This window comes from Janthinobacterium sp. GW460-12-1-14-LB5 (genome assembly GCF_059423585.1).
In genome coordinates, this window is sequence record NZ_JBWKYD010000006.1 from 176,182 (window position 1) to 195,525 (window position 19,344).

Consider the following 19,344-nt stretch of genomic DNA (forward strand, 5'->3'; position numbering starts at 1 on the left):
TTTTTTTACGTCTGCGGCGCTGCCGGCTTGCGGTGATGCTTGCTCAGATGCCGGTCCAGGCTGTTGGCGAACTGTTGCCGGTCCGATTGGCTGAAGGCGGCCGGGCCGCCCGTGTCGACGCCGCCGCTGCGCAATTCTTCCATGAAGGCGCGCATCGTCAATTGCTGGGCGATATTGTCTTTCGTATAAAACTCGCCGCGCGGATTCAGCGCAAAACCGCCCTTGGTCAGCACGTCAGCGGCCAGCGGGATGTCGCCCGTGATGACGAGGTCGCCGGGATTCAACAGCCGCACGATTTCCTGGTCGGCCACGTCGGCACCCGATGGTACTTGCACGGTACGGATGAAACGCGACGGCGGCACGCGCAAGCCCTGGTTGGCGACCAGGGTAAGCGGCAATTCCAGGCGGTCGGCCACTCTGTACAAAATCTCCTTGATGACGACGGGACAGGCATCGGCGTCAATCCAGATCTGCATGCCGGGCATGGCCTGCTGGCTGCCTTCCGCCATCACAGTTCCCACGCTTCGCCGCCCGGGCCCATGCGCGGCGCGCTGACGCCGAAGTGCAGGTAGGCGGCCGGCGTGGCGACCCGGCCACGCGGCGTGCGCTGCAAGAAGCCTTGCTGGATCAGGTAAGGTTCCAGCACGTCTTCGATGGTATCGGCCGCTTCGCCGATGGCGGCGGCCAGGTTGCCGATGCCGACGGGGCCGCCGCCGAACTTGAACAGCACGGCTTCGAGCAATTTACGATCCATCACGTCGAAACCGGCGGAATCGACGTCGAGCATGGCCAGCGCGCGGTCGGCCACCACCTTGGTGATCTCGCCATTGCTTTTGACTTCCGCGAAATCGCGCACGCGGCGCAACAGGCGGTTGGCGATGCGGGGCGTGCCACGGGCGCGCTGGGCGATTTCATGCGCGCCTTCCGGGTCGATCGGTGCCTTCAGCAAGGCGGCGCTGCGCGTGACGATCTTCGTCAGTTCGCCCGTGTTGTAGAACTCCAGCCGGGCCACGATGCCGAAGCGGTCGCGCAGCGGATTGGTCAGCATGCCGGCGCGCGTGGTGGCGCCCACTAATGTAAACGGTTGCAGATCGAGTTTCACGGAACGGGCGGCCGGGCCTTCGCCGATCATGATATCGATTTGATAATCCTCAAGCGCCGGATACAGAATCTCTTCCACCACGGGCGACAGGCGGTGGATTTCATCGATGAACAGGACGTCGTTCGCTTCCAGGTTCGTCAGGATCGCCGCCAGGTCGCCCGGGCGCTCCAGCACGGGGCCGGAGGTCTGGCGCAGATTGACGCCCATTTCGCGCGCGATGATGTGCGCCAGGGTCGTCTTGCCCAGGCCCGGCGGGCCGAACAGCAAAGTATGGTCGAGCGCTTCCTTGCGCTGGCGCGCGGCCGTGATGAAGATTTCCAGCTGGTCGCGGATCTTTTCCTGCCCCACGTACTCGTCGAGCTGCTTGGGCCGCAAGGCCCGTTCGATCGCTTCTTCGTTGTGCGAGATGGGCGCCGCGTCGATGATGCGCTGTTCCGTGAAGCTGTCGGTCTGGATACTCATGCCCTATCAGCCTTTCGACAGCGCTTTCAGCGCCAGTTTGATGCCGTCCGACACGCCGCTGCCGGCCGGCACGTTTTTCACGGCGGCCAGCGCTTCCTTGTCCGAATAGCCGAGCGCGACCAGCGCGTTCAAGATGTCCGATTGCGCATCGGGCGCCGCGTGCGCGCCACCGGCGCCGATATCGGCTCCCAGCTTGCCCTTCAATTCCAGTAATAAACGTTCCGCCGTCTTCTTGCCGATGCCCGGTACTTTGACCAGACGGCCGGAATCCTGCAAGGTGATCGCCTGCGCCAGGTCGGCAATCGTCATGCCGGACAGGATCGACAAGGCCATGCGCGCGCCCACGCCCGTGATCTTGATCAACTGGCGGAACACGGCGCGCTCGGCCGCATTGCCGAAGCCAAACAGCAGATGCGCATCTTCGCGGATGGCCTGGTGCGTAAACAGCACGACTTTTTCACCCACGTGGGGCAAGTTGTAAAAGGTGCTCATCGGCACGTCGACTTCATAGCCGACGCCCTGGCAATCGACCAGCAATTGTGGCGGATTCTTTTCAAGCAAAATACCGGAGAGACGGCCTATCATCGCGTGTTCCTAATGAAATTAAATTGTAAACAAAAGCTTGCTGGAGTGTTGCGGCTGTCAGGCCACGTTCAGGGCAAGGCGTACTGCCGCAGACAGTACGAATAGTACGGCAAGGCAGTGCAACGACGCCATGGGCGTGGCATGGCAGTCGCAACTAGCCGACCAGGCGGCCGCGCTTCATACGCAAGCCCTGCAGCTGGGGCGCCAGCGCGCCGATCATGGCCAGTGCATCGATGCTGTTGGCATGGCAAATGGCCACGCCCAGGGCATCGGCCGCATCCGTGCCGGGCAAGCCGGGCAAGGACAGCAGCCGCGACACCATTTCCTGCACCTGCTCCTTGGCCGCCTTGCCGTGGCCCGTGACGGCCTGCTTTACCTGCAGCGCCGTGTATTCGGCCACCGACAGGTCGGCGTGGACGAGCGCGCAAATGGCCGCGCCGCGCGCCTGGCCCAGCAGCAAGGTCGATTGGGGATTGACGTTGACAAACACTTTTTCGATGGCCGCGCAATCGGGCTGGTAGGTGCCGACGATTTCGCTCACGCCCTGCAAGATGATCTTCAGGCGCGGCGGCAATTCCCCTTCGGAACCCGTCTTGACGGTCCCCGACGCGATATAGCGCAGCTTGTTGCCGTGTTTTTCAATGACCCCAAAGCCGGTCGTGCGCAGGCCAGGATCGATGCCAAGAATAATCATCGCCAGATTCTATAATGAATACGGCAGGCACCGGTGAATAACCGGTGCCTGCCGTATTGTGTCGCAGCAACCCAAAACAACATCTGGGGTCGGACCCTCAGGGTCCGACCCCGGTCATTGCCGTTGGGTTCAATTATCAATGACGGAAGTGACGCGTTCCGGTATACAACATGACAACACCGCGCTCGTCCGCCGCATCGATCACTTCCTGGTCGCGCATGGAGCCGCCCGGGTGGATGACGCAGGTCGCGCCCGCGTCGACGACGACGTCGAGGCCGTCGCGGAACGGGAAGAAGGCGTCCGACGCCACCACGGAGCCCGTCAGCGACAAGCCCGCGTTTTGCGCCTTGATCGAGGCGATGCGGGCCGAATCGATACGGCTCATCTGGCCTGCGCCCACGCCCAGGGTCATGTTATTGCCGCAGAAGACGATGGCGTTCGACTTGACGAATTTCGCCACTTTCCAGGCGAACATCAGGTCGGACAATTGCTGCGGCGTAGGCTGCAGCTTGCTGACCACGCGCAAGTCGCCGATACCGACGTTTTTCGCGTCCGGCGATTGCACCAGCAGACCGCCGCCGACGCGCTTGAAGTCCATGGCGTTGACGCCATTGCCCAGCGGAATTTCCAGCATGCGCACGTTTTGCTTGCTCGAGAGAATTTGTTTCGCTTCGGCGGAGAACGACGGGGCGATCAGCACTTCGACGAACAGCTTGGCGATTTCGCCGGCGGTGGCGCCGTCCAGTTCGGTATTAAACGCGATGATGCCGCCGAATGCCGAGGTCGGGTCCGTCTGCAGGGCGCGCGCGTACGCTTCGGCCGCATTCTTGCCCAGCGCGACGCCGCATGGGTTCGCGTGCTTGACGATGACGCAAGCGGCGCTCTGCTCGAAGCCGCCCAGGCTCTTCACACATTCCCAGGCCGCATCGGCATCGGCGATGTTGTTGTACGACAATTCCTTGCCTTGCAGCTGGCGGTAGTTGGCCAGCGCGCCATCGGTGGTGACGAGATCGCGGTAGAAGGCGGCGCTCTGGTGCGGGTTTTCGCCGTAACGCATGTCTTGCACTTTCTCAAATGCAACGTTCAGGATTTGCGGATAGGCGCCGCGCTCGGCGTGCACCTTCGTCGGGCCCAGGCTGGTCAGGTAGTTGGTGATGGCGCCATCGTATTGCGCCGTGTGCGCAAAGACTTTTTTCGCCAGCATGAACTTGGTGTCATAGCTGACGTCGCCGGCCTTGCCGTCGGCCGAGCGGATTTCCGCCAGCACCGCGTCGTAGTCGGTCGGGTCGCAGATGACGACCACGTCCTTGTGATTCTTGGCCGCCGAACGCAGCATGGTCGGGCCGCCGATATCGATGTTTTCGATCGCGTCTTCCAGGGTGCAATCGGCCTTGGCGACCGTGCCCTGGAACGGGTACAGGTTGACCACCACCATGTCGATGGTCGGCATGTCGTGCTCGACCAGTTTCGACATGTGCTCAGGGAAATCGCGGCGCGCCAGGATACCGCCATGCACTTTCGGGTGCAGGGTCTTCACACGGCCATCGAGCATCTCCGGGAAACCCGTGTAATCGGCAACTTCCGTGACGGGAACACCGTTGTCTGCCAGCAATTTGGCAGTGCCGCCGGTGGACAGGAGGTTGACGCCGAGGGCGGACAGGGCGCGGGCGAATTCGAGAACGCCGGTCTTGTCGGAAACGGAGAGGAGAGCTTGTTTGATCATGGCTGTGGCTAGGTGGTTAAGTGTTCTTGGCGAATGGCGCAGCGGTCAGCTATCAGGCTGGGCCCGCTGCGGCGGATTCAAATCTTGGCGTCACTTGCATGCCGGCATTACAGCAAACCGTGCTCCTGCAATTTCTTGCGCAGGGTATTGCGGTTGATGCCCAGCATCTGCGCGGCGTGCGACTGGTTGCCATCGGCGCGTGTCATCACGACTTCCAGGATGGGCTTTTCCACGGTCAGCACGACCATGTCATAGATATTCGATGCTTGCTGTTCGCCCAGGTCATTGAAGTAATCTTCTAGACTTTTCTGTACGACTTCCTGAATGCTTTCTTTGCTCATTTTTATGCTTCAACCGGCTGAACACCTGGCCATCCGGCGCCGCGCCGCTCATGCGGTCCGCGTGCTGCCCTCTTGCCTCGGTGTTGTAATTAATATTGCATGACGCTCTGTATAGGCGCTCGCCCTTGTACTTCTGATCACTATTGCTTATAACTTATACAACTGCCTTGCTATCTGTTCATGCTGCCGTGGCCGTTTCTATCAGGCCACTTTCACTGGATTCGGAGAGGCGGTATTGTAACCGCTCGCCAAATTTCCATTGCGACTCAAAAAATTGATCGACAGCCAGCAACTGCGCATCCGTCGACTCCAGCAAGTTCATTTCCTGGCGGAACGCTTCGCCGCCTTCCAGATCCTTCACATACCAGCCGATGTGCTTGCGCGCCGTGCGCACGCCGAGGAATTCCCCGTAAAACGCGTAATGGGCGCGCAAATGCTCGTCCATCAGGGTACGCACTTCATCCACATAGGGCGCCGGCAACAAGGTGCCGGTGCGCAAGAAATGGTCGATCTCACGGCAAATCCACGGCCGGCCCTGCGCCGCGCGGCCGATCATGACGGCATCGGCGCCTGTTTGATCCAGCACAAAGCGGGCCTTCTCAGGACTGGTAATGTCGCCATTGGCCACCACGGGGATGGCCACCGATGCTTTCACGGCGGCAATGGTTTCATATTCGGCATCGCCCTTGTAGCCATCGGCGCGCGTGCGGCCGTGCAAGGTCAGCATCTGGATGCCCGCTTGCTCGGCGATGCGGGCGATTTTCAGGGCATTCTTGTTGTCGCGGTTCCAGCCCGTGCGAAATTTCAGGGTGACGGGCACGTCGACGGCATTGACGACGGCGTGCAAAATCTTTTCGACCAGGCTTTCGTTTTGCAGCAGGGCCGAACCGCACCAGCTGTTGCACACCTTTTTGACGGGGCAGCCCATGTTGATGTCGATGATCTGCGCGCCCCGGTCCACGTTGAACCTGGCGCAGTCGGCCAGGTCTTGCGGATCGGCGCCGGCGATCTGCACGGCTTTGGGTTCCATTTCGCCTGCGTGGTCCGTGCGGCGCGAACTTTTTTCCGTCGCCCACAGGCGCGGATTCGACGCCGCCATCTCCGACACGGCGTAACCGGCACCCAGCTGCTTGCACAACTGGCGGAAAGGCCGATCCGTCACGCCCGCCATGGGAGCGACGAAAACGTTGTTGCGCAGAATGTGAGGGCCGATTTGCACTGAAGAACCTGGAATGGACGGAGGAACCTGCTATTTTAACCGATTCCCTGCCTAATTAATAAGCACTATTTTTTTGGATCAGTGCGTCAGAGTGACAATGGGGCCGCTTAGCCCAGCTCGTCCATCGCGGGCGCGCTCAGGTGTTCGATATTTCCCCAGTGCACTAAATGCAGTTTGCCGTCGGCGTAAGAAAAACGGTTGACGCTGGCATTTTTGACCTGGAAGTCACGCGGACTGTCGAGCGTCATGCCGACCGCCTCGCGGTAGGCGCACTCGAGCACGCCGCCGTGCGCCACGATGGCGATCGTCTGGCCATCATAGCGTTCGGCCCAGCGGGCGATGGCGCCATTCGCGCGCGCATAGAACTGGCGGAAGCTCTCGGCCTGGCGCTCGCCCGACGGCATCACGGCGTCGATCTGGCGCGATTGCCACTGCGCATATTCATGCGGATAGCGCGCGGCGATATCCGCATACAGCAAGCCTTCGAAGGCGCCATAGCAGCGCTCGCGCAGCAAGGGATCCGTTTGCACGGGCAAATCTTTCAATTGAGCAACGGCTTGCGCCGTCTGCTGCGCGCGTTGCAGATCGCTGGCGAGGATGGCGGCCAGCGGCTCGTCCGCCAGCGCCTGCCCCAGCACGGCCGCTTGCGCCAGGCCCGCCTCGTTGAGGGCGATGTCGATATGGCCCTGCAGGCGGCGGCCCGCATTCCAGGCCGTCTCGCCATGGCGTATCAGTAAAATCGTGGTGCTCATGCGTTATTTCTTCAGGGTAAGTGCCAGCTCGGGGTTGAGCGAGTAGGCGACGACGAGCTGGGCTTCGTCGAGGATGTGGCCGTAGAGCGCGGCATGCGCTTGCTGCCCCGTAAAACGCTCAGGCAGCTCCAGGCGCGGCACGTCGAGCGCATACAGGCGGAAAATGTAATGGTGGATGCGCTCGTCGTTCCACGGCGGGCATGGGCCATCATAGCCGTAATAATCGCCGGCCATGGCGGCATCGCCGGCAAACCAGCCCGTGTAGTCGTTGAGGCCCTGGCGCAGCCCAGTAGCTGCGGCCTTGCCGCGCGGCGTGATGCCGCTGGAAAATTCCCCGGCAGCAACGGAGCGCAGGGCGGGCGGCACGTCGAGCAAACTCCAGTGATAAAAGTCGCCGCGCGGCGCCGCCAGCGGCAAGACCTGGCCTTCAACATTGACCAGGCTGCCGTCCTGCGGCGCATCGGGGTCGATGCAGAACAGGGCCAGCGACTCGGTGCCGTTCGGTACCTCGTCCCAGGCCAGATGAGGATTGCGGTTGCCGGCGAGGCGCACGCGGCTGGCCGGATCGATCTCGGCAAAGGCATGGTCGGCCGGCATCAGGCCGCCATCACGAAACGTCTCGCTCCACAATTTCATCGCTTGCTCCTCTTTATATTTTTTAGTTATTGCTTTGCGTTTACTTGTAGCCAGAAGGTGACGGGCCCGTCATTCGTCAGCGACACCTGCATGTCGGCGCCGAACTGTCCCGTTTGCACGGTCGCGTGGCGGCTGCGCGCCTGATCCACGAAATGCGTGAACAGGCGCAAGCCGTCCTGCGGCGCGGCGGCCGGCGTAAACGACGGGCGCGTGCCGGACTTGGTGTCGGCCGCCAGCGTAAACTGCGGCACCAGCAGCAAGCCGCCGGCCACGTCCGTCACGCTGCGGTTCATCTTGCCTGCCTCGTCGGCAAACACGCGATAGCCAAGCAGCTTGGCCAGCAGAGCATCGGCTTCCTTCTCCGTATCGCCCCGCTCGGCGCACACGAGCACCATCAGGCCGGCGTCGATGGCGCCGATGGTGGCGCCGGCGACGTCGACTTTCGCCTGGGTAACGCGCTGCAGCAGCGCGATCATGCCGTCAAGGTGACGCGCGCAAATTTGCGCTTGCCAACTTGCAACACGAATTCGCCAGCCGCCACTTGCAGGCCCTTGTCGCTGATGACGGTGCCGTCGATGCGCACGCCGCCCTGCTCGATCATGCGCATGGCTTCCGACGTCGACGGGCACAGGCCAGCCTGTTTCAGCAATTGCGGGATGCCCAGCGGGGCGCCGGCCAGGGTCACTGCCGGGATATCGTCGGGAATGCCGCCCTTCGAGCGGTTGACGAAGTCGGCCAGCGCATCTTCGGCCGCCTGCTGCGAATGGAAGCGGGCGACGATTTCTTGCGCCAGCGCAACCTTGGCGTCGCGCGGATTGCGGCCTTCTTCGACTTCGCGCTTCAGCTGGGCCAGTTCGGCGATCGAGCGCCACGACAGCAGCTCGTAGTAGCGCCACATCATGACGTCGGAAATGCTCATCAGCTTGGCGAACATGGTGTTGCCCGGTTCCGTGATGCCGATGTAGTTATTCTTCGACTTGGACATTTTTTCCACGCCGTCCAAACCTTCCAGCAGCGGCATGGTCAAAATACACTGCTGCTCCTGTCCATACTGCTTTTGCAGTTCGCGGCCCACCAGCAGGTTGAACTTCTGGTCCGTGCCGCCCAGTTCCAGGTCCGATTTCAGGGCCACCGAGTCGTAACCCTGCATCAGCGGGTACAGGAATTCGTGGACGGAAATAGGAATGCCGCCCTGGAAGCGCTTGGTGAAGTCGTCGCGCTCGATCATGCGCGCCACCGTATAGTGGGAAGCGAGCTGGATGATGCCGCGCGCGCCCAGCGGATCGCACCATTCGGAGTTATAGCGGATTTCCGTCTTGCTGGCGTCCAGCACTAAAGATGCTTGCGCGAAATACGTCATCGCGTTAATCTCGATCTGTTCCTTCGTCAGCGGCGGACGCGTGACGTTGCGGCCCGAAGGGTCGCCGATCATGGAAGTAAAGTCGCCGATGAGGAAAATGACTTGATGGCCCAGGTTTTGCAGCTGGCGCATCTTGTTCAGCACGACAGTGTGGCCCAGATGCAAGTCGGGTGCAGTCGGGTCCAGGCCCAGTTTGATGCGCAGTGGAACACCGGTTTTCTCGGAACGCGCTAATTTTTGCGCAAATTCGCTTTCGATCAAGAGTTCGTCGACGCCACGCTTGGTAATCGCGAGGGCTTCTTGTACTCTGTCCGACAGCACAAGCGCGGTCTGAGCGGCGTTAGCCTTTGTAGGCGATGCGGTGGTGTTGATTTCCATAAAATTTGACTATAAATCTCAAAATGGTAGTAGGTTTGCGGAGTTTGTTATAATGCTTGATCCCATCAATCTTGCCGCATGAGCGAACCAAAATAACAATAACAAAGAGCACTAGTTCACGAATCGTTCAAGGGCAAATTTTAACTGATTGCATGAACCCTATACATAAAATCACAGGCTCACGCTTGTACACACAGCTGACGACGACACGCAAGGCACGCATTATCGGCGCGTCGGCAGTGCTGCTCGCCGTGGCCGCCTTCGGCGCGGTCGCTGTGTCGCCCATGGCGCCCGATGCGTCCGACCTCCCGGTCACGTCCATCGCCCAGAACCTGGAAATGCCTGATCTCGCCTCGCAAATTTCCGCGATGGAACAGGTAGACCAGAATTTCACCCACGAAGAAAAAGTCCGCGCTGGCGATACCCTCGCCACCTTGCTGACCCGTCTCGGCGTGGATGATACGGCGGCTGCCAATTTCATCAAAACCGACAAGATCGCACGCGGCGTGATGTTGCTGAAATCGGGCAAGCGCGTGCAAGCGCAAACGTCCGAAACTGGCGAACTCAACTGGATGCGCGCCACCCTCGTCGACAGCAACGACAAATCGGTCAAGAACATCCTGATCACCCGCAAGGGCGACAAGTTCGTAGCCACGGAAGTGGCAGCCCAGCTGGAACGCCGTGTTGAAATGCATGCGCGCAAGATTACTTCCACCCTGTTCGCCGCCACCGACTCCAGCCTGGACGGCACCCGCCTGCCAGACTCGATTTCCGCGCAAATCGTGGAAATGTTCTCCACCAATATCGACTTCCGTTCCGACCTGAAACGCGGCGACTCGTTTAATGTGGTCTACGAAACGTTCTGGCAAGATGGCGAATTTGTCCGAGCGGGCCGCATCCTGGCCGGTGAATTCACCAACCGCGGCACGACTTACCAGTCCGTTTGGTTCGAAGACCCAGCCAGCAAGCAAGGCGGCGGTTACTACAGTTTCGACGGCAAGTCCCTCAAAAAAGCCTTCCTGAAATCCCCCCTCGAATTCTCCCGCATCTCGTCCGGCTTCTCCATGCGCGTGCACCCGATTTCCGGCAACTGGAAAGCGCACAAGGGCATCGATTTTGCCGCGGCAACGGGCACGCCTATCCGCGCTTCCGGCGACGGCGTGGTCGATTCCGTCGGCAGCCAGAACGGCTATGGTAATGTTGTTGTTCTGAAACATTGGGCCAACTACACCACCGCCTACGCGCACATGAGCCGCTTCGCTTCGGGCCTGAAAAAAGGTCAAAAAGTAAGCCAGGGCGATGTGATCGGCTACGTCGGCACCACCGGCTGGTCCACGGGCGCCCATTTGCACTATGAATTCCGCGTCGGCGGCGTGGCGCAGGATCCAAGCAAGCTGAACGTCCAAGCCCAGGCGCCGCTGACGGCAGCCGAGCTGAGCCGCTTCCGCATGGTGTCGGCCGACATGATGCACCGCTTCACCCTGCTGCGTCCGAACGACACGGCACTGGCTTCGCGCTAAGCAACACTGCCTTCGGGCAACACATAAAGGCACCGCCCATGCAGATGGCCGGTGCCTTTGTTTTATGTGCACGAGAAAATACGGCACAATGCATCCATCACTTACGCACGCGAGGAAACACCCATGCTGTATATCGGTTTGATGTCGGGCACCAGCCTGGACGGCGTTGACGGCGCGCTGGTCGACTTTGCCGACGATGGCGGCACGCGCAGCCTGGGCGATGCCTACATTCCCTTTCCCGCCAGCCTGCGCGATGACCTGATGGCCTTGCAAAGTGCCGGCCAGAATGAAATCGAACGCGAAGCACTGGCGGCCAATCAACTCGTGCAGCATTACGCCGACTGCGTCGCCAGGCTATTGAGCGACGCGGGCATCGGCCCGGACGCCATCGCCGCCATCGGCGCGCACGGCCAGACCATCCGCCACCGCCCCGAGCTGGGCTTTACGCGCCAGTTGAACAATCCGGCCCTGCTGGCGGAACTGACGGGTATCGACGTCATCGCAGACTTGCGCAGCCGCGACGTGGCGGCCGGCGGCCAGGGCGCGCCGCTGGTGCCCGCTTTTCACCAGGCCATTTTCAATTTGCCCGGCCACACGCGCGTGCTGGCCAATATCGGCGGCATCAGCAACATCAGCGTGCTGCATGCGGACGGCGCGGTAACGGGCTACGACACGGGGCCCGGCAATGCGCTGATGGATGGCTGGGTCTTGCGGCACCTGGGCCAGCCCTACGACGCCAACGGCGCCTGGGCCGCCACGGGCCAGGTCTTGCCTGCCCTGCTGGCGGATTTGCTCATTGATCCGTATTTTGACTTGCCGGCGCCAAAAAGCACGGGGCGCGACCTGTTCCACGCCGACTGGCTGCAAGGCAAGCTGGCGCATCACCCTGGCGCCCGGCCAGCCGACGTGCAGGCGACCCTGACGCAGCTGACGGCCGCCAGCCTGGCGCACGCTATCTTGCGCGACGGGGCGCAGGCGGAAACGGTATATGTATGTGGCGGCGGCGCGCAGAACGCCACGCTGATGGCAGCCCTGGCCGCTGCATTGCCTGGCATGGCGGTGGCATCGACGGCAGCGCTGGGCGTGGCGCCCAGCCAGGTCGAAGCGCTGGCGTTTGCCTGGCTGGCATGGCGCTTTACGCAGCGCAAGCCGGGCAACTTGCCGGCCGTGACGGGAGCGCAGGGTTTACGGGTACTGGGCGCGCTGTACCCACGTTGATATGAAACAATTGCTCCAGAAACACAAATAGCGGATCGATGATCCGCTATTTTTATATTGCGCCTGTAATCCGGCGCGTCTGAAAAACGTTCAGGGCAAGGCGCATTGCCGAAGACAGTACGAATAGTACGGCGAGGCAATGCAACGCCGCCATGGACGTTTTCTCAGATGTGCCAGCTTAGACGGAGAAGGACGAACCGCAGCCGCAGGTGGAGGTTGCTGTCGGATTCTTGATCACGAACTGCGCGCCTTCCAGGTCATCCTTGTAGTCGATTTCCGCGCCGACCAGATACTGGTAGCTCATGGAATCGATCAACAGCTGGACGCCGTTCTTGACCATGGTGGTGTCATCTTCGTTGACGATTTCGTCGAACGTAAAGCCGTACTGGAAGCCGGAACAGCCGCCGCCCTGCACGAAGACGCGCAATTTCAGGTCGGGATTGCCTTCTTCTTCGATCAGCTGCGCGACTTTTTCAGCGGCGCTATCGGTAAAGATAATAGGGGAAGGGATCACATCTTGCATTTCAGCGACGGCATTCATATCAGGCACTCCTCAGAAAACATTCGGTCATTATAGACTGTTGGCGCAACTCTCGCTCTGCCAGCCCTCGCCTCCAGCCGCCACTGTTGTTCCGGATCACATTTCCGACACGGCCAGGTGCAGCACGGGGTCGGCGCTGTCGTGGCGACTGAGCTTGCCTTGCACCAAGGCGCCGCTGTGCATTTCCAGCACCTTGTAATAGACCTCTCCTACAATGCGGGCTTTTGGCTGGATTTCAAGCATTTCGGACACGTACACGGGGCCATTGATCTCGCCGCTGACGACCAGGCTGGAGCAGCGCACTTCGCCATCGATGCGCCCTGCCTCGCCCAGCACCACATAAGTGGGGTCGCCCGGCTCGCCCGTGACGTTGCCGCGCACATGGCCATCGATGCGCAAGCCGCCGCAAAACAGCAAATCGCCCTCGATCCGCGTGGAAGCGCCGATCAGGGTGTCGATGGGGTTTTTCGTGTTGCGCTCGAACATGAACGTCATCCTGTCGGTGTACGTGGCAGTCCAATTTAGCACAGGTCCGGCAAAAAGGTGCCGGACCCGCGCAAGCTTGGTGCCTATTTTTACGGCAGCAGGGCGATATGTTGCAAACCGGCCGTTTCTTTCAAGCCAAACATCAAGTTCATGCATTGCACGGCCTGGCCCGAAGCGCCCTTGACCAGGTTGTCCTGCACCACCAGCACGATGACGGTATTGCCGCCTTCGGGACGGTGCAAGGCCAGGCGCAGCATGTTCGAGCCGCGCGTGGAGCGGGTTTCCGGGTGCGAGCCGAACGGCATCACGTCGACGAAAGGCTCGTCCTTGTATTGCTCTTCGAACAAGGCTTGCAATTCTTCATTGCTGACGTCCTTGTTCAACTGCGCGTACAGGGTCGAATGCATGCCGCGAATCATCGGCACCAGGTGCGGCGTGAAGGTCAGCGCCACCTTGTCGTCCGTGAAACGCTGCAGCTGCGCCGTCGTTTCCGGCAAGTGGCGGTGACCGGCCACGCCATAGGCCTTGAAGCTGTCGCTGCTTTCCGAGAACAGGATGCCGATTTCCGCCTTGCGGCCGGCGCCGGACACGCCCGACTTGCAGTCGGCGATCAAGCCGCCCGCGTTGACCAGGCCCGCCTTCAGCAGCGGATAGAAGCCCAGCTGCATGGTGGTCGGGTAGCAGCCTGGATTGGCGATCAGCTTCGCCTGCTTGATGTCTTCACGGTTCAGTTCCGGCAAGCCGTACACGGCCTGCTCGATCAGCTCGGGTGCCGTGTGGGGAATCTTGTACCACTGCTCGAACTTGGCCTGGTCTTTCAGGCGGAAGTCGGCGGCCAGATCGATGACTTTCACGCCGGCGGCCAGCAGGGCTGGAGCTTGCGCCATCGCAACACCATGCGGGGTGGCAAAGAAGACCACATCGCATTGCGCCAGGTTCGCCTTGTCCGGCGAGGAAAACGCCAGTTTCACGTGGCCGCGCAGGGAAGGATACATGTCAGCAACGGGCAAGCCATCTTCCTTGCGCGAGGTAATCGCCGTCAACTCGACATCTGGATGGGTAGCCAGCAAGCGCAGCAACTCCACGCCCGTGTATCCAGTGCCGCCGACGATGCCAACTTTGATCATGTTCTTTCCTTGTGTATAGATTGCATAAAGATGAAGGGAAACGCTCCCCCTGCGGGTTTTCCGCGTATTTTACAGCGCAACGCAGAGTCACGCTGAAATGCAAAAAAGCCGCGGGACCGAAGTCCAGCGGCTTTTCGACCAGCACCCCGGAAGGCGCTGTAGCGTAGAAATTAACGCTTCGAGAATTGCTTTGCGCGACGTGCTTTGCGCAGACCAACTTTTTTACGCTCGACTTCACGTGCATCGCGGGTCACGAAGCCGGCTTTAGCCAGTTCCGGTTTCAGCGCTGCATCGTAGTCGATCAGAGCGCGGGTGATGCCGTGACGAACTGCACCAGCCTGGCCCGACTCACCGCCGCCATGGACGTTGACTTTGATGTCGAAACGCTCGACATTGCCGGTCAGTTCCAGAGGTTGACGGATGACCATCAGACCCGTTTCGCGCGAAAAGTATTCGTTTGCTGGTTTGCCGTTAACAACGATCAAGCCTGTGCCAACTTTGATAAAAACCCGAGCCACTGCACTTTTGCGACGGCCGGTTCCATAATTGTAATTACCGATCATGTCAGTTCCTTAGAGAACAAGTGCTTTAGGTTGCTGAGCAGCGTGCGGATGGGAACCTTCCGCGTACACTTTCAGCTTCTTGATCATTGCGTAGCCGAGTGGGCCTTTAGGCAGCATGCCCTTGACCGCTTTCTCAAGCGCGCGACCTGGAAAACGCTGTTGCATTTTCTGGAAGTTGGTTTCGTAGATGCCGCCTGGATAGCCAGAGTGACGGTAGTAAATTTTCTCAGTAGCTTTGGTACCGGTCACACGCAGTTTGCCTGCGTTGATGACGACGATGAAGTCGCCGGTATCGACGTGAGGAGTAAATTCTGGTTTGTGTTTGCCGCGCAGTCGGAGTGCCACTTCGCTGGCAACACGTCCGAGGACTTTGTCCGTCGCGTCAACCACGAACCAATCGCGCTGGACTTCATGTCCTTTAGCGGAAAATGTTTTCATGTTGACTTCCTAATAGATTACACGCTCAAATGGTGGTTCCGCCGATGTTGCTGTGCGGACTCTGCCTTATTTACTTTTCCTGAGCGAACGGAAAGCCGACAAGTATAAGCGGCTTTGCCCTGCCGCGTCAAGCCGCAATGCAGACCCGCTGCGGGCTGGCGGCCAGCACATGGACGGGCATTCCTCTATTACAATACAAAACGCTTACAATTTTCGGAGAGTACGATGGAATGCAAAGTCAGCTGGAATGGCCCGTCGGGCATGAGTTTTCGGGCAGAAACCGGTTCCGGCCACATGGTGAGCATGGATGGCGCGCCCGAAGGCGGCGGCCACAATCTGGCGCCACGCCCCATGGAAATGGTCTTGCTGGGCACGGGCGGCTGCACCGCCTATGACGTGGTGCTGATCCTGAAACGGGGCCGCGAAGCCGTCAATGGCTGCGAAGTAACCCTGAAGGCCGAACGCGCCGATACCGATCCGAAAGTGTTTACCAAGATCCACTTCCACTTCACCGTGCGGGGCAAGGCCCTGAAACCCACCGCAGTCGAACGGGCCGTGGCCTTGTCGCATGACAAATATTGCTCGGCGTCGATCATGCTGGCGAAAACTGCGGAAATTACACACTCGTTCGAGATTATTGAAGAGTAATTATTACCCCCAACAGCGAAATGCCGGGGTCGGACCCTGAGGGTCCGACCCCAGTTTTTGCGTCTGGGGTAAAGTAACGTTCACAAGTAATACGCGGTTTTCGTCATCACTTTCCCCATCAAGCCCATCAACGCCTTCACGGGCGCCGGGGTATCGATGGCGCCCAGTCGCTGGGCGGCGGCGCCGTGTTCCACCTCGTCGATGGCCATCTGCTTGACGATGGCGCGCGATTTGGCGTCCTGCGGGGGCAATTCCTGCAAATGGCTGGCCAGGTGCGCTTCCACCTGGCGTTCCGTTTCCACCACAAAACCCAGGCTGCGGCCGTCGCCCATGCGCGCGGCGATGGTGCCCAGCGCAAACGAACCCGCATACCACAGGGGATTGAGCAGGCTCAGACGCGAGCCCAGCTCCGTCAGGCGCTGCGCCGTCCAGGCCAGGTGGTCTTCTTCTTCGCGGCCCGCCTCGTCGAACTGGGCGCGGATGGCCGGGCTGTGCGCATAGCGCGCCTGCGAGTTGTACAAGGCTTGCGCGCAGACTTCGCCCACATGGTTGACGCGCATCAAGCCGGCGCTGTGGCGCTGTTCGGCCGGGCTCAGTTGCGCATCGGGCGCGTGCGCGGCCGGCGTGGGGCGCGAGGCCGAGGCCACGCCCGCGATCACGCGCAAGGCCTTGTCGGCGCCGACAATCAAACGATCCAGGGGGTCAAAATGGCGGTTCGCGGTCATCGTGGCTATGCTCATGAGTAGTAAAACATGAATTATAGGACGATCAGGGCCGGCCGTACCCACGCCGCGCGCAGGGCGAACGGGGCTTTATTGACTTGTGCGCGCTTTTTCCTGCTCGATCCAGTCCACCACGGGGCCGACGGCATCGAGGCCGGACAGGCTTTTCGCCACGCCCAGGTTCAATGAAATCAGGAAGGAAATGCTGTCGACGGGAATGTCCGGGCAGTACTCGGCAAACGCGGCGCGAAAACGCTCCGATTGCAAGACACGCAAGACTTTCTCGCCGCTCATGAATTGCAGCACGCTGGCGATGCTGTGCCCGCCGCCTATCGAGTGATAGATAAAACGGTTGTATTGCGCGTCGATCTGCTTGAAATCGAGGGTTTCTTCCGTCATCAGGCCGGCCAGGTAGTACAGGCCCAGGCTGACGCGGAAGAAACCGATGGCTTCGGCGCTGGTCATGCCGGCGCGGGCCACGGCCAATACCTTGTCCTGCATCGCCTGATCGATCGTTTGCATTGCGCTCTCCCGCGCCGTCCGCCGGCGCCCACCGGGCCAGCTTGCATGAAGATGCTGTTTTTTTCAATAGACCAAACGATATTTCCACCTTGCAAGTTACATTTTTTGCATGCTACTCTTGTTTCTTCACCGTTGAATGGATGAAGCACATGATAGAGGTCAAGCACCTGGCAAAACGTTTCCGCATGCCGCCCCACAAGGGCAAGGGCGTGCACGTCAGCGATCCGCGCGAACACGAGGGCTGGTTTCATGCCGTGCGCGACGTCAGTTTCAGCTGCGCGCCCGGCGAAGTGCTGGGTCTGCTGGGTCCGAATGGCGCCGGCAAGACGACCACCCTGCGCCTGCTGTCGACGGCTTTGCAGGCGGACGCGGGCAGCGCCCTCGTCAACGGCGTCGACGTGCTGCAGCAACCGCTGGTGGCGCGCCAAAGCATCGGTTTCCTGTCCGGCTCGACAGGCTTGTATGGCCGCCTGACGGCGCGCGAGAACGTGGAATACTTTGGCCGCCTGCACGGCATGCCGGCCGACAAGCTGAAACGCCGCTGCGACGAGCTGTTTTCCCTGCTGCAGATGGAGGAATACGGCGGCAAACGGGCCGATCAGTTGTCGACGGGCATGAAACAGAAGTGTGCGATCGCCCGCACCGTCGTGCACGAGCCGCAGGTGGTCATCCTCGACGAGCCGACGACGGGTCTGGACGTGATGTCGGCCAAGATCCTGCTCGACTTCATCGCCAGCTACAAGGCGCTGCGCGTGCCGCTGATCTTTTCCACGCACCACCTGCACGAGGTGGAAAAGCTGTGCGACCGCGTCTGCATCATCAACCGCGGCACCACCGCCTTCAACGGCACCGTCGACGAACTGCGCCACCTGGGCGGCAGCGCGGACTTGTACGACGCCTTCGTCAGCGTCATCAACCGGGGAACCTGAGCCATGTGGACCATTTATCTGAAAGAGTTGCTGGAGCTCACGCGCGACCGCAAGACGCTGATCTTCACCATTCTGATCCCCATCTTTGCCATGCCGCTGATCTTTGGCGGCTTTGCCTATGTCTCGAACAATATGTTCAAGAACGCCAAGACGGCGGAAATGCGCTACGCCCTGTTCGGCAAGGACCATTCGCCGGGCTTGAGCACGCGTTTTGCCCAGCAGCACAACCTGCGCGAAGTGCCGCTGGCCAGCGAGGGGGAGATCCGCCGCGCCATCGGCGACGACACCATCAAGTTTGCCGTCGTCATCCCGCCCCGCTTTGAAGAGGCGCTGCAGCAACGGCAACAGGCCAAGGTGGTACTGCACTACAACAGCGCCAGCACGGTCGACGTGACCCAGCAGCGGGTGCGCGACATCGTCGACACCTATAACGCCAGCCTGCGCGAAGGGGCGCTGTCGGCCCTGAACCTGAGTCCGGCCCAGCTGGCCTTTGCCCTCAATCCCATCGTGCTCGACAAGCAATCGACGGCCAACGAGCGCGAGCAGATGGGCGCCATCGTCGGCGGCATGCTGCCGTATCTGCTGCTGATGGTGTGCCTGACGGCGGCCATGTACCCGGCCATCGACCTGGGCGCCGGCGAAAAGGAACGGGGCACGCTGGAAACCCTGCTGCTGGCACCCGTGCCGCGCAGCGCCATCGTACTGGCCAAATTCCTCGTGCTGTTTACCGTCGGCATGACCTCGGCCGTGCTGATGGTGGGCAGCATGGGCGCCCTGCTGGCCATCTTCGGCAGTTCGCTGGAAGGCAACATGGCCGTCATGGTGCGCAGCATCGGCTTGCCCGACCTGGCCATGGTGACCCTGATGCTGGTGCCGACGGCCGCCATCTTCGCCTCGCTGCTGCTGTCGATCTCGATCTACGCGAAAAGCTACAAGGAAGCGGCCGGCATGATCACGCCATTGATGCTGTTCGTCATCCTGCCCACCGTGGCGGCCATGCTGCCCGGCGTCGAACTGAACTGGATGTGGGCCATGGTGCCGCTGACCAACGTGTCGCTGGCCATGAAGGAACTCGTGAAAGGCACCATGGATTACCGCATGTTCGGCGTCATCCTGGCCTCGACCACGGTCATCGCTGGCGCGCTGCTGATGCTGTGCCGCTGGTGGTTTAACCGGGAATCGGTATTGTTCCGCAACTGATACTCGCAGGACGCGCCGGAAACAGCACCTCCGGCGCGCCGTCCACTCCCGCCAATTGCACTCTGGCCACGCGAAAATGCCGTGTATCGCATGCAACTGCCCAGTACGTCTTAAATTCAATACAATGCCAGCATACAGAAGCCCTGCACCATCGGGCTGCAACGCATGAGTCAGGAGT

The 19,344-nt window shown here is 60.7% G+C and carries 23 protein-coding genes; 5 read left to right on the forward strand and 18 right to left on the reverse strand.

Going from position 1 to position 19,344, the window contains the following annotated elements; all coding sequences use genetic code 11:
• Positions 1-5 precede the first annotated feature (5 nt).
• The 11 genes from AC07X6_RS08090 to tyrS form a co-directional block, all read right to left on the reverse strand.
• Positions 6-476 (reverse strand): YaiI/YqxD family protein, encoded by a 471-nt coding sequence (locus tag AC07X6_RS08090; protein ID WP_077399560.1) that lies wholly within the window; start codon positions 474-476, stop codon positions 6-8.
• Between the two features lie 32 nt (positions 477-508).
• Positions 509-1,564 (reverse strand): Holliday junction branch migration DNA helicase RuvB, encoded by a 1,056-nt coding sequence (ruvB, locus tag AC07X6_RS08095; protein ID WP_034749202.1) that lies wholly within the window; start codon positions 1,562-1,564, stop codon positions 509-511.
• 6 nt (positions 1,565-1,570) lie between these two features.
• Positions 1,571-2,149 (reverse strand): Holliday junction branch migration protein RuvA, encoded by a 579-nt coding sequence (gene ruvA, locus AC07X6_RS08100; RefSeq protein WP_070222695.1) that lies wholly within the window; start codon positions 2,147-2,149, stop codon positions 1,571-1,573.
• Between the two features lie 154 nt (positions 2,150-2,303).
• Positions 2,304-2,843, reverse strand: coding sequence for a crossover junction endodeoxyribonuclease RuvC (gene ruvC / locus AC07X6_RS08105; protein WP_353658912.1), 540 nt, complete (start codon positions 2,841-2,843; stop codon positions 2,304-2,306).
• 136 nt (positions 2,844-2,979) lie between these two features.
• Positions 2,980-4,566: a bifunctional phosphoribosylaminoimidazolecarboxamide formyltransferase/IMP cyclohydrolase gene (purH, locus tag AC07X6_RS08110; RefSeq protein WP_230541574.1), complete on the reverse strand. Its 1,587-nt coding sequence runs from the start codon at positions 4,564-4,566 to the stop codon at positions 2,980-2,982.
• 107 nt (positions 4,567-4,673) lie between these two features.
• Positions 4,674-4,907, reverse strand: a complete 234-nt coding sequence (locus AC07X6_RS08115; protein WP_008445162.1) for a helix-turn-helix domain-containing protein — start codon at positions 4,905-4,907, stop codon at positions 4,674-4,676.
• Positions 4,908-5,085: 178 nt separating this feature from the next.
• Complete coding sequence (dusB, locus tag AC07X6_RS08120) at positions 5,086-6,126, reverse strand: tRNA dihydrouridine synthase DusB (RefSeq protein ID WP_494790615.1); 1,041 nt, start codon at positions 6,124-6,126, stop codon at positions 5,086-5,088.
• 107 nt (positions 6,127-6,233) lie between these two features.
• Positions 6,234-6,878 carry a histidine phosphatase family protein gene (locus AC07X6_RS08125; protein ID WP_494790616.1) on the reverse strand — a complete coding sequence of 215 codons (645 nt, stop codon included), beginning with the start codon at positions 6,876-6,878 and terminating at the stop codon, positions 6,234-6,236.
• 3 nt (positions 6,879-6,881) lie between these two features.
• Entirely contained in the window at positions 6,882-7,514 is a 633-nt protein-coding gene (locus AC07X6_RS08130; RefSeq protein ID WP_494790617.1) for a YbhB/YbcL family Raf kinase inhibitor-like protein, read from the reverse strand.
• 26 nt (positions 7,515-7,540) lie between these two features.
• Positions 7,541-7,990 (reverse strand): D-aminoacyl-tRNA deacylase, encoded by a 450-nt coding sequence (gene dtd, locus AC07X6_RS08135; RefSeq protein ID WP_034784767.1) that lies wholly within the window; start codon positions 7,988-7,990, stop codon positions 7,541-7,543.
• Complete coding sequence (tyrS, locus tag AC07X6_RS08140) at positions 7,987-9,252, reverse strand: tyrosine--tRNA ligase (RefSeq protein WP_230541579.1); 1,266 nt, start codon at positions 9,250-9,252, stop codon at positions 7,987-7,989. Before tyrS ends, dtd begins: the two co-directional genes overlap by 4 nt.
• 152 nt (positions 9,253-9,404) lie before the next feature.
• On the opposite strand from tyrS, the gene AC07X6_RS08145 reads away from it, so the two are divergent.
• Both AC07X6_RS08145 and AC07X6_RS08150 read left to right on the forward strand, forming a co-directional pair.
• The gene (locus tag AC07X6_RS08145) at positions 9,405-10,772 is read left to right on the forward strand and encodes a M23 family metallopeptidase (RefSeq protein WP_230541580.1); all 1,368 of its coding nucleotides are present in this window, start codon (positions 9,405-9,407) and stop codon (positions 10,770-10,772) included.
• Positions 10,773-10,895: 123 nt separating this feature from the next.
• Positions 10,896-11,990 (forward strand): anhydro-N-acetylmuramic acid kinase, encoded by a 1,095-nt coding sequence (locus tag AC07X6_RS08150; RefSeq protein ID WP_494790618.1) that lies wholly within the window; start codon positions 10,896-10,898, stop codon positions 11,988-11,990.
• A gap of 178 nt (positions 11,991-12,168) precedes the next feature.
• Here AC07X6_RS08150 and erpA read toward each other — a convergent pair whose 3' ends face one another.
• The 5 genes from erpA to rplM all read right to left on the reverse strand — a co-directional run bounded on the left by erpA (position 12,169) and on the right by rplM (position 15,145).
• Positions 12,169-12,531: an iron-sulfur cluster insertion protein ErpA gene (gene erpA, locus AC07X6_RS08155; RefSeq protein WP_029496047.1), complete on the reverse strand. Its 363-nt coding sequence runs from the start codon at positions 12,529-12,531 to the stop codon at positions 12,169-12,171.
• A gap of 96 nt (positions 12,532-12,627) precedes the next feature.
• The gene (locus AC07X6_RS08160) at positions 12,628-13,017 is read right to left on the reverse strand and encodes a bactofilin family protein (protein WP_230541582.1); all 390 of its coding nucleotides are present in this window, start codon (positions 13,015-13,017) and stop codon (positions 12,628-12,630) included.
• Positions 13,018-13,106: 89 nt separating this feature from the next.
• Entirely contained in the window at positions 13,107-14,144 is a 1,038-nt protein-coding gene (argC, locus tag AC07X6_RS08165; RefSeq protein WP_494790619.1) for an N-acetyl-gamma-glutamyl-phosphate reductase, read from the reverse strand.
• Between the two features lie 170 nt (positions 14,145-14,314).
• Positions 14,315-14,707 carry a 30S ribosomal protein S9 gene (gene rpsI / locus AC07X6_RS08170; RefSeq protein ID WP_010393285.1) on the reverse strand — a complete coding sequence of 131 codons (393 nt, stop codon included), beginning with the start codon at positions 14,705-14,707 and terminating at the stop codon, positions 14,315-14,317.
• Positions 14,708-14,716: 9 nt separating this feature from the next.
• Positions 14,717-15,145, reverse strand: coding sequence for a 50S ribosomal protein L13 (gene rplM, locus AC07X6_RS08175; RefSeq protein ID WP_010393282.1), 429 nt, complete (start codon positions 15,143-15,145; stop codon positions 14,717-14,719).
• A gap of 225 nt (positions 15,146-15,370) precedes the next feature.
• Here rplM and AC07X6_RS08180 point away from each other — a divergent pair, with 225 nt between their 5' ends.
• Positions 15,371-15,793 (forward strand): OsmC family protein, encoded by a 423-nt coding sequence (locus AC07X6_RS08180; protein ID WP_494790620.1) that lies wholly within the window; start codon positions 15,371-15,373, stop codon positions 15,791-15,793.
• Positions 15,794-15,873: 80 nt separating this feature from the next.
• On the opposite strand, the gene coq7 is transcribed toward AC07X6_RS08180, so the two are convergent.
• A complete protein-coding gene (coq7, locus tag AC07X6_RS08185) occupies positions 15,874-16,518 on the reverse strand; it encodes a 2-polyprenyl-3-methyl-6-methoxy-1,4-benzoquinone monooxygenase (RefSeq protein ID WP_494790621.1) in 645 nt (214 codons plus the stop codon).
• 87 nt (positions 16,519-16,605) lie between these two features.
• Complete coding sequence (locus AC07X6_RS08190) at positions 16,606-17,037, reverse strand: hypothetical protein (protein WP_230541586.1); 432 nt, start codon at positions 17,035-17,037, stop codon at positions 16,606-16,608.
• A 149-nt stretch (positions 17,038-17,186) separates the two neighbouring features.
• Between AC07X6_RS08190 and AC07X6_RS08195 the strand changes: the two genes are divergently transcribed.
• Together AC07X6_RS08195 and AC07X6_RS08200 are read left to right on the forward strand one after the other, a co-directional pair.
• A complete protein-coding gene (locus AC07X6_RS08195) occupies positions 17,187-17,966 on the forward strand; it encodes an ABC transporter ATP-binding protein (protein WP_230541587.1) in 780 nt (259 codons plus the stop codon).
• A 3-nt stretch (positions 17,967-17,969) separates the two neighbouring features.
• Positions 17,970-19,166, forward strand: coding sequence for an ABC transporter permease (locus tag AC07X6_RS08200; RefSeq protein ID WP_494790622.1), 1,197 nt, complete (start codon positions 17,970-17,972; stop codon positions 19,164-19,166).
• Positions 19,167-19,344 lie beyond the last annotated feature (178 nt).

What these genes read in the sequence shown, in the direction of transcription:
- argC (WP_494790619.1), bottom strand. Translation starts at nt 14,144, where the DNA reads ATGATCAAAGTTGGCATCGTCGGCGGCACTGGATACACGGGCGTGGAG.
- ruvB (WP_034749202.1), bottom strand. Translation starts at nt 1,564, where the DNA reads ATGAGTATCCAGACCGACAGCTTCACGGAACAGCGCATCATCGACGCG.
- coq7 (WP_494790621.1), bottom strand. Translation starts at nt 16,518, where the DNA reads ATGACCGCGAACCGCCATTTTGACCCCCTGGATCGTTTGATTGTCGGC.
- dtd (WP_034784767.1), bottom strand. Translation starts at nt 7,990, where the DNA reads ATGATCGCGCTGCTGCAGCGCGTTACCCAGGCGAAAGTCGACGTCGCC.
- ruvA (WP_070222695.1), bottom strand. Translation starts at nt 2,149, where the DNA reads ATGATAGGCCGTCTCTCCGGTATTTTGCTTGAAAAGAATCCGCCACAA.
- AC07X6_RS08145 (WP_230541580.1), top strand. Translation starts at nt 9,405, where the DNA reads ATGAACCCTATACATAAAATCACAGGCTCACGCTTGTACACACAGCTG.
- AC07X6_RS08160 (WP_230541582.1), bottom strand. Translation starts at nt 13,017, where the DNA reads ATGTTCGAGCGCAACACGAAAAACCCCATCGACACCCTGATCGGCGCT.
- tyrS (WP_230541579.1), bottom strand. Translation starts at nt 9,252, where the DNA reads ATGGAAATCAACACCACCGCATCGCCTACAAAGGCTAACGCCGCTCAG.
- AC07X6_RS08090 (WP_077399560.1), bottom strand. Translation starts at nt 476, where the DNA reads ATGCAGATCTGGATTGACGCCGATGCCTGTCCCGTCGTCATCAAGGAG.
- AC07X6_RS08115 (WP_008445162.1), bottom strand. Translation starts at nt 4,907, where the DNA reads ATGAGCAAAGAAAGCATTCAGGAAGTCGTACAGAAAAGTCTAGAAGAT.
- AC07X6_RS08180 (WP_494790620.1), top strand. Translation starts at nt 15,371, where the DNA reads ATGGAATGCAAAGTCAGCTGGAATGGCCCGTCGGGCATGAGTTTTCGG.
- ruvC (WP_353658912.1), bottom strand. Translation starts at nt 2,843, where the DNA reads ATGATTATTCTTGGCATCGATCCTGGCCTGCGCACGACCGGCTTTGGG.
- AC07X6_RS08125 (WP_494790616.1), bottom strand. Translation starts at nt 6,878, where the DNA reads ATGAGCACCACGATTTTACTGATACGCCATGGCGAGACGGCCTGGAAT.
- AC07X6_RS08130 (WP_494790617.1), bottom strand. Translation starts at nt 7,514, where the DNA reads ATGAAATTGTGGAGCGAGACGTTTCGTGATGGCGGCCTGATGCCGGCC.
- AC07X6_RS08190 (WP_230541586.1), bottom strand. Translation starts at nt 17,037, where the DNA reads ATGCAAACGATCGATCAGGCGATGCAGGACAAGGTATTGGCCGTGGCC.
- AC07X6_RS08200 (WP_494790622.1), top strand. Translation starts at nt 17,970, where the DNA reads ATGTGGACCATTTATCTGAAAGAGTTGCTGGAGCTCACGCGCGACCGC.
- purH (WP_230541574.1), bottom strand. Translation starts at nt 4,566, where the DNA reads ATGATCAAACAAGCTCTCCTCTCCGTTTCCGACAAGACCGGCGTTCTC.
- erpA (WP_029496047.1), bottom strand. Translation starts at nt 12,531, where the DNA reads ATGAATGCCGTCGCTGAAATGCAAGATGTGATCCCTTCCCCTATTATC.
- AC07X6_RS08150 (WP_494790618.1), top strand. Translation starts at nt 10,896, where the DNA reads ATGCTGTATATCGGTTTGATGTCGGGCACCAGCCTGGACGGCGTTGAC.
- rpsI (WP_010393285.1), bottom strand. Translation starts at nt 14,707, where the DNA reads ATGATCGGTAATTACAATTATGGAACCGGCCGTCGCAAAAGTGCAGTG.
- rplM (WP_010393282.1), bottom strand. Translation starts at nt 15,145, where the DNA reads ATGAAAACATTTTCCGCTAAAGGACATGAAGTCCAGCGCGATTGGTTC.
- AC07X6_RS08195 (WP_230541587.1), top strand. Translation starts at nt 17,187, where the DNA reads ATGATAGAGGTCAAGCACCTGGCAAAACGTTTCCGCATGCCGCCCCAC.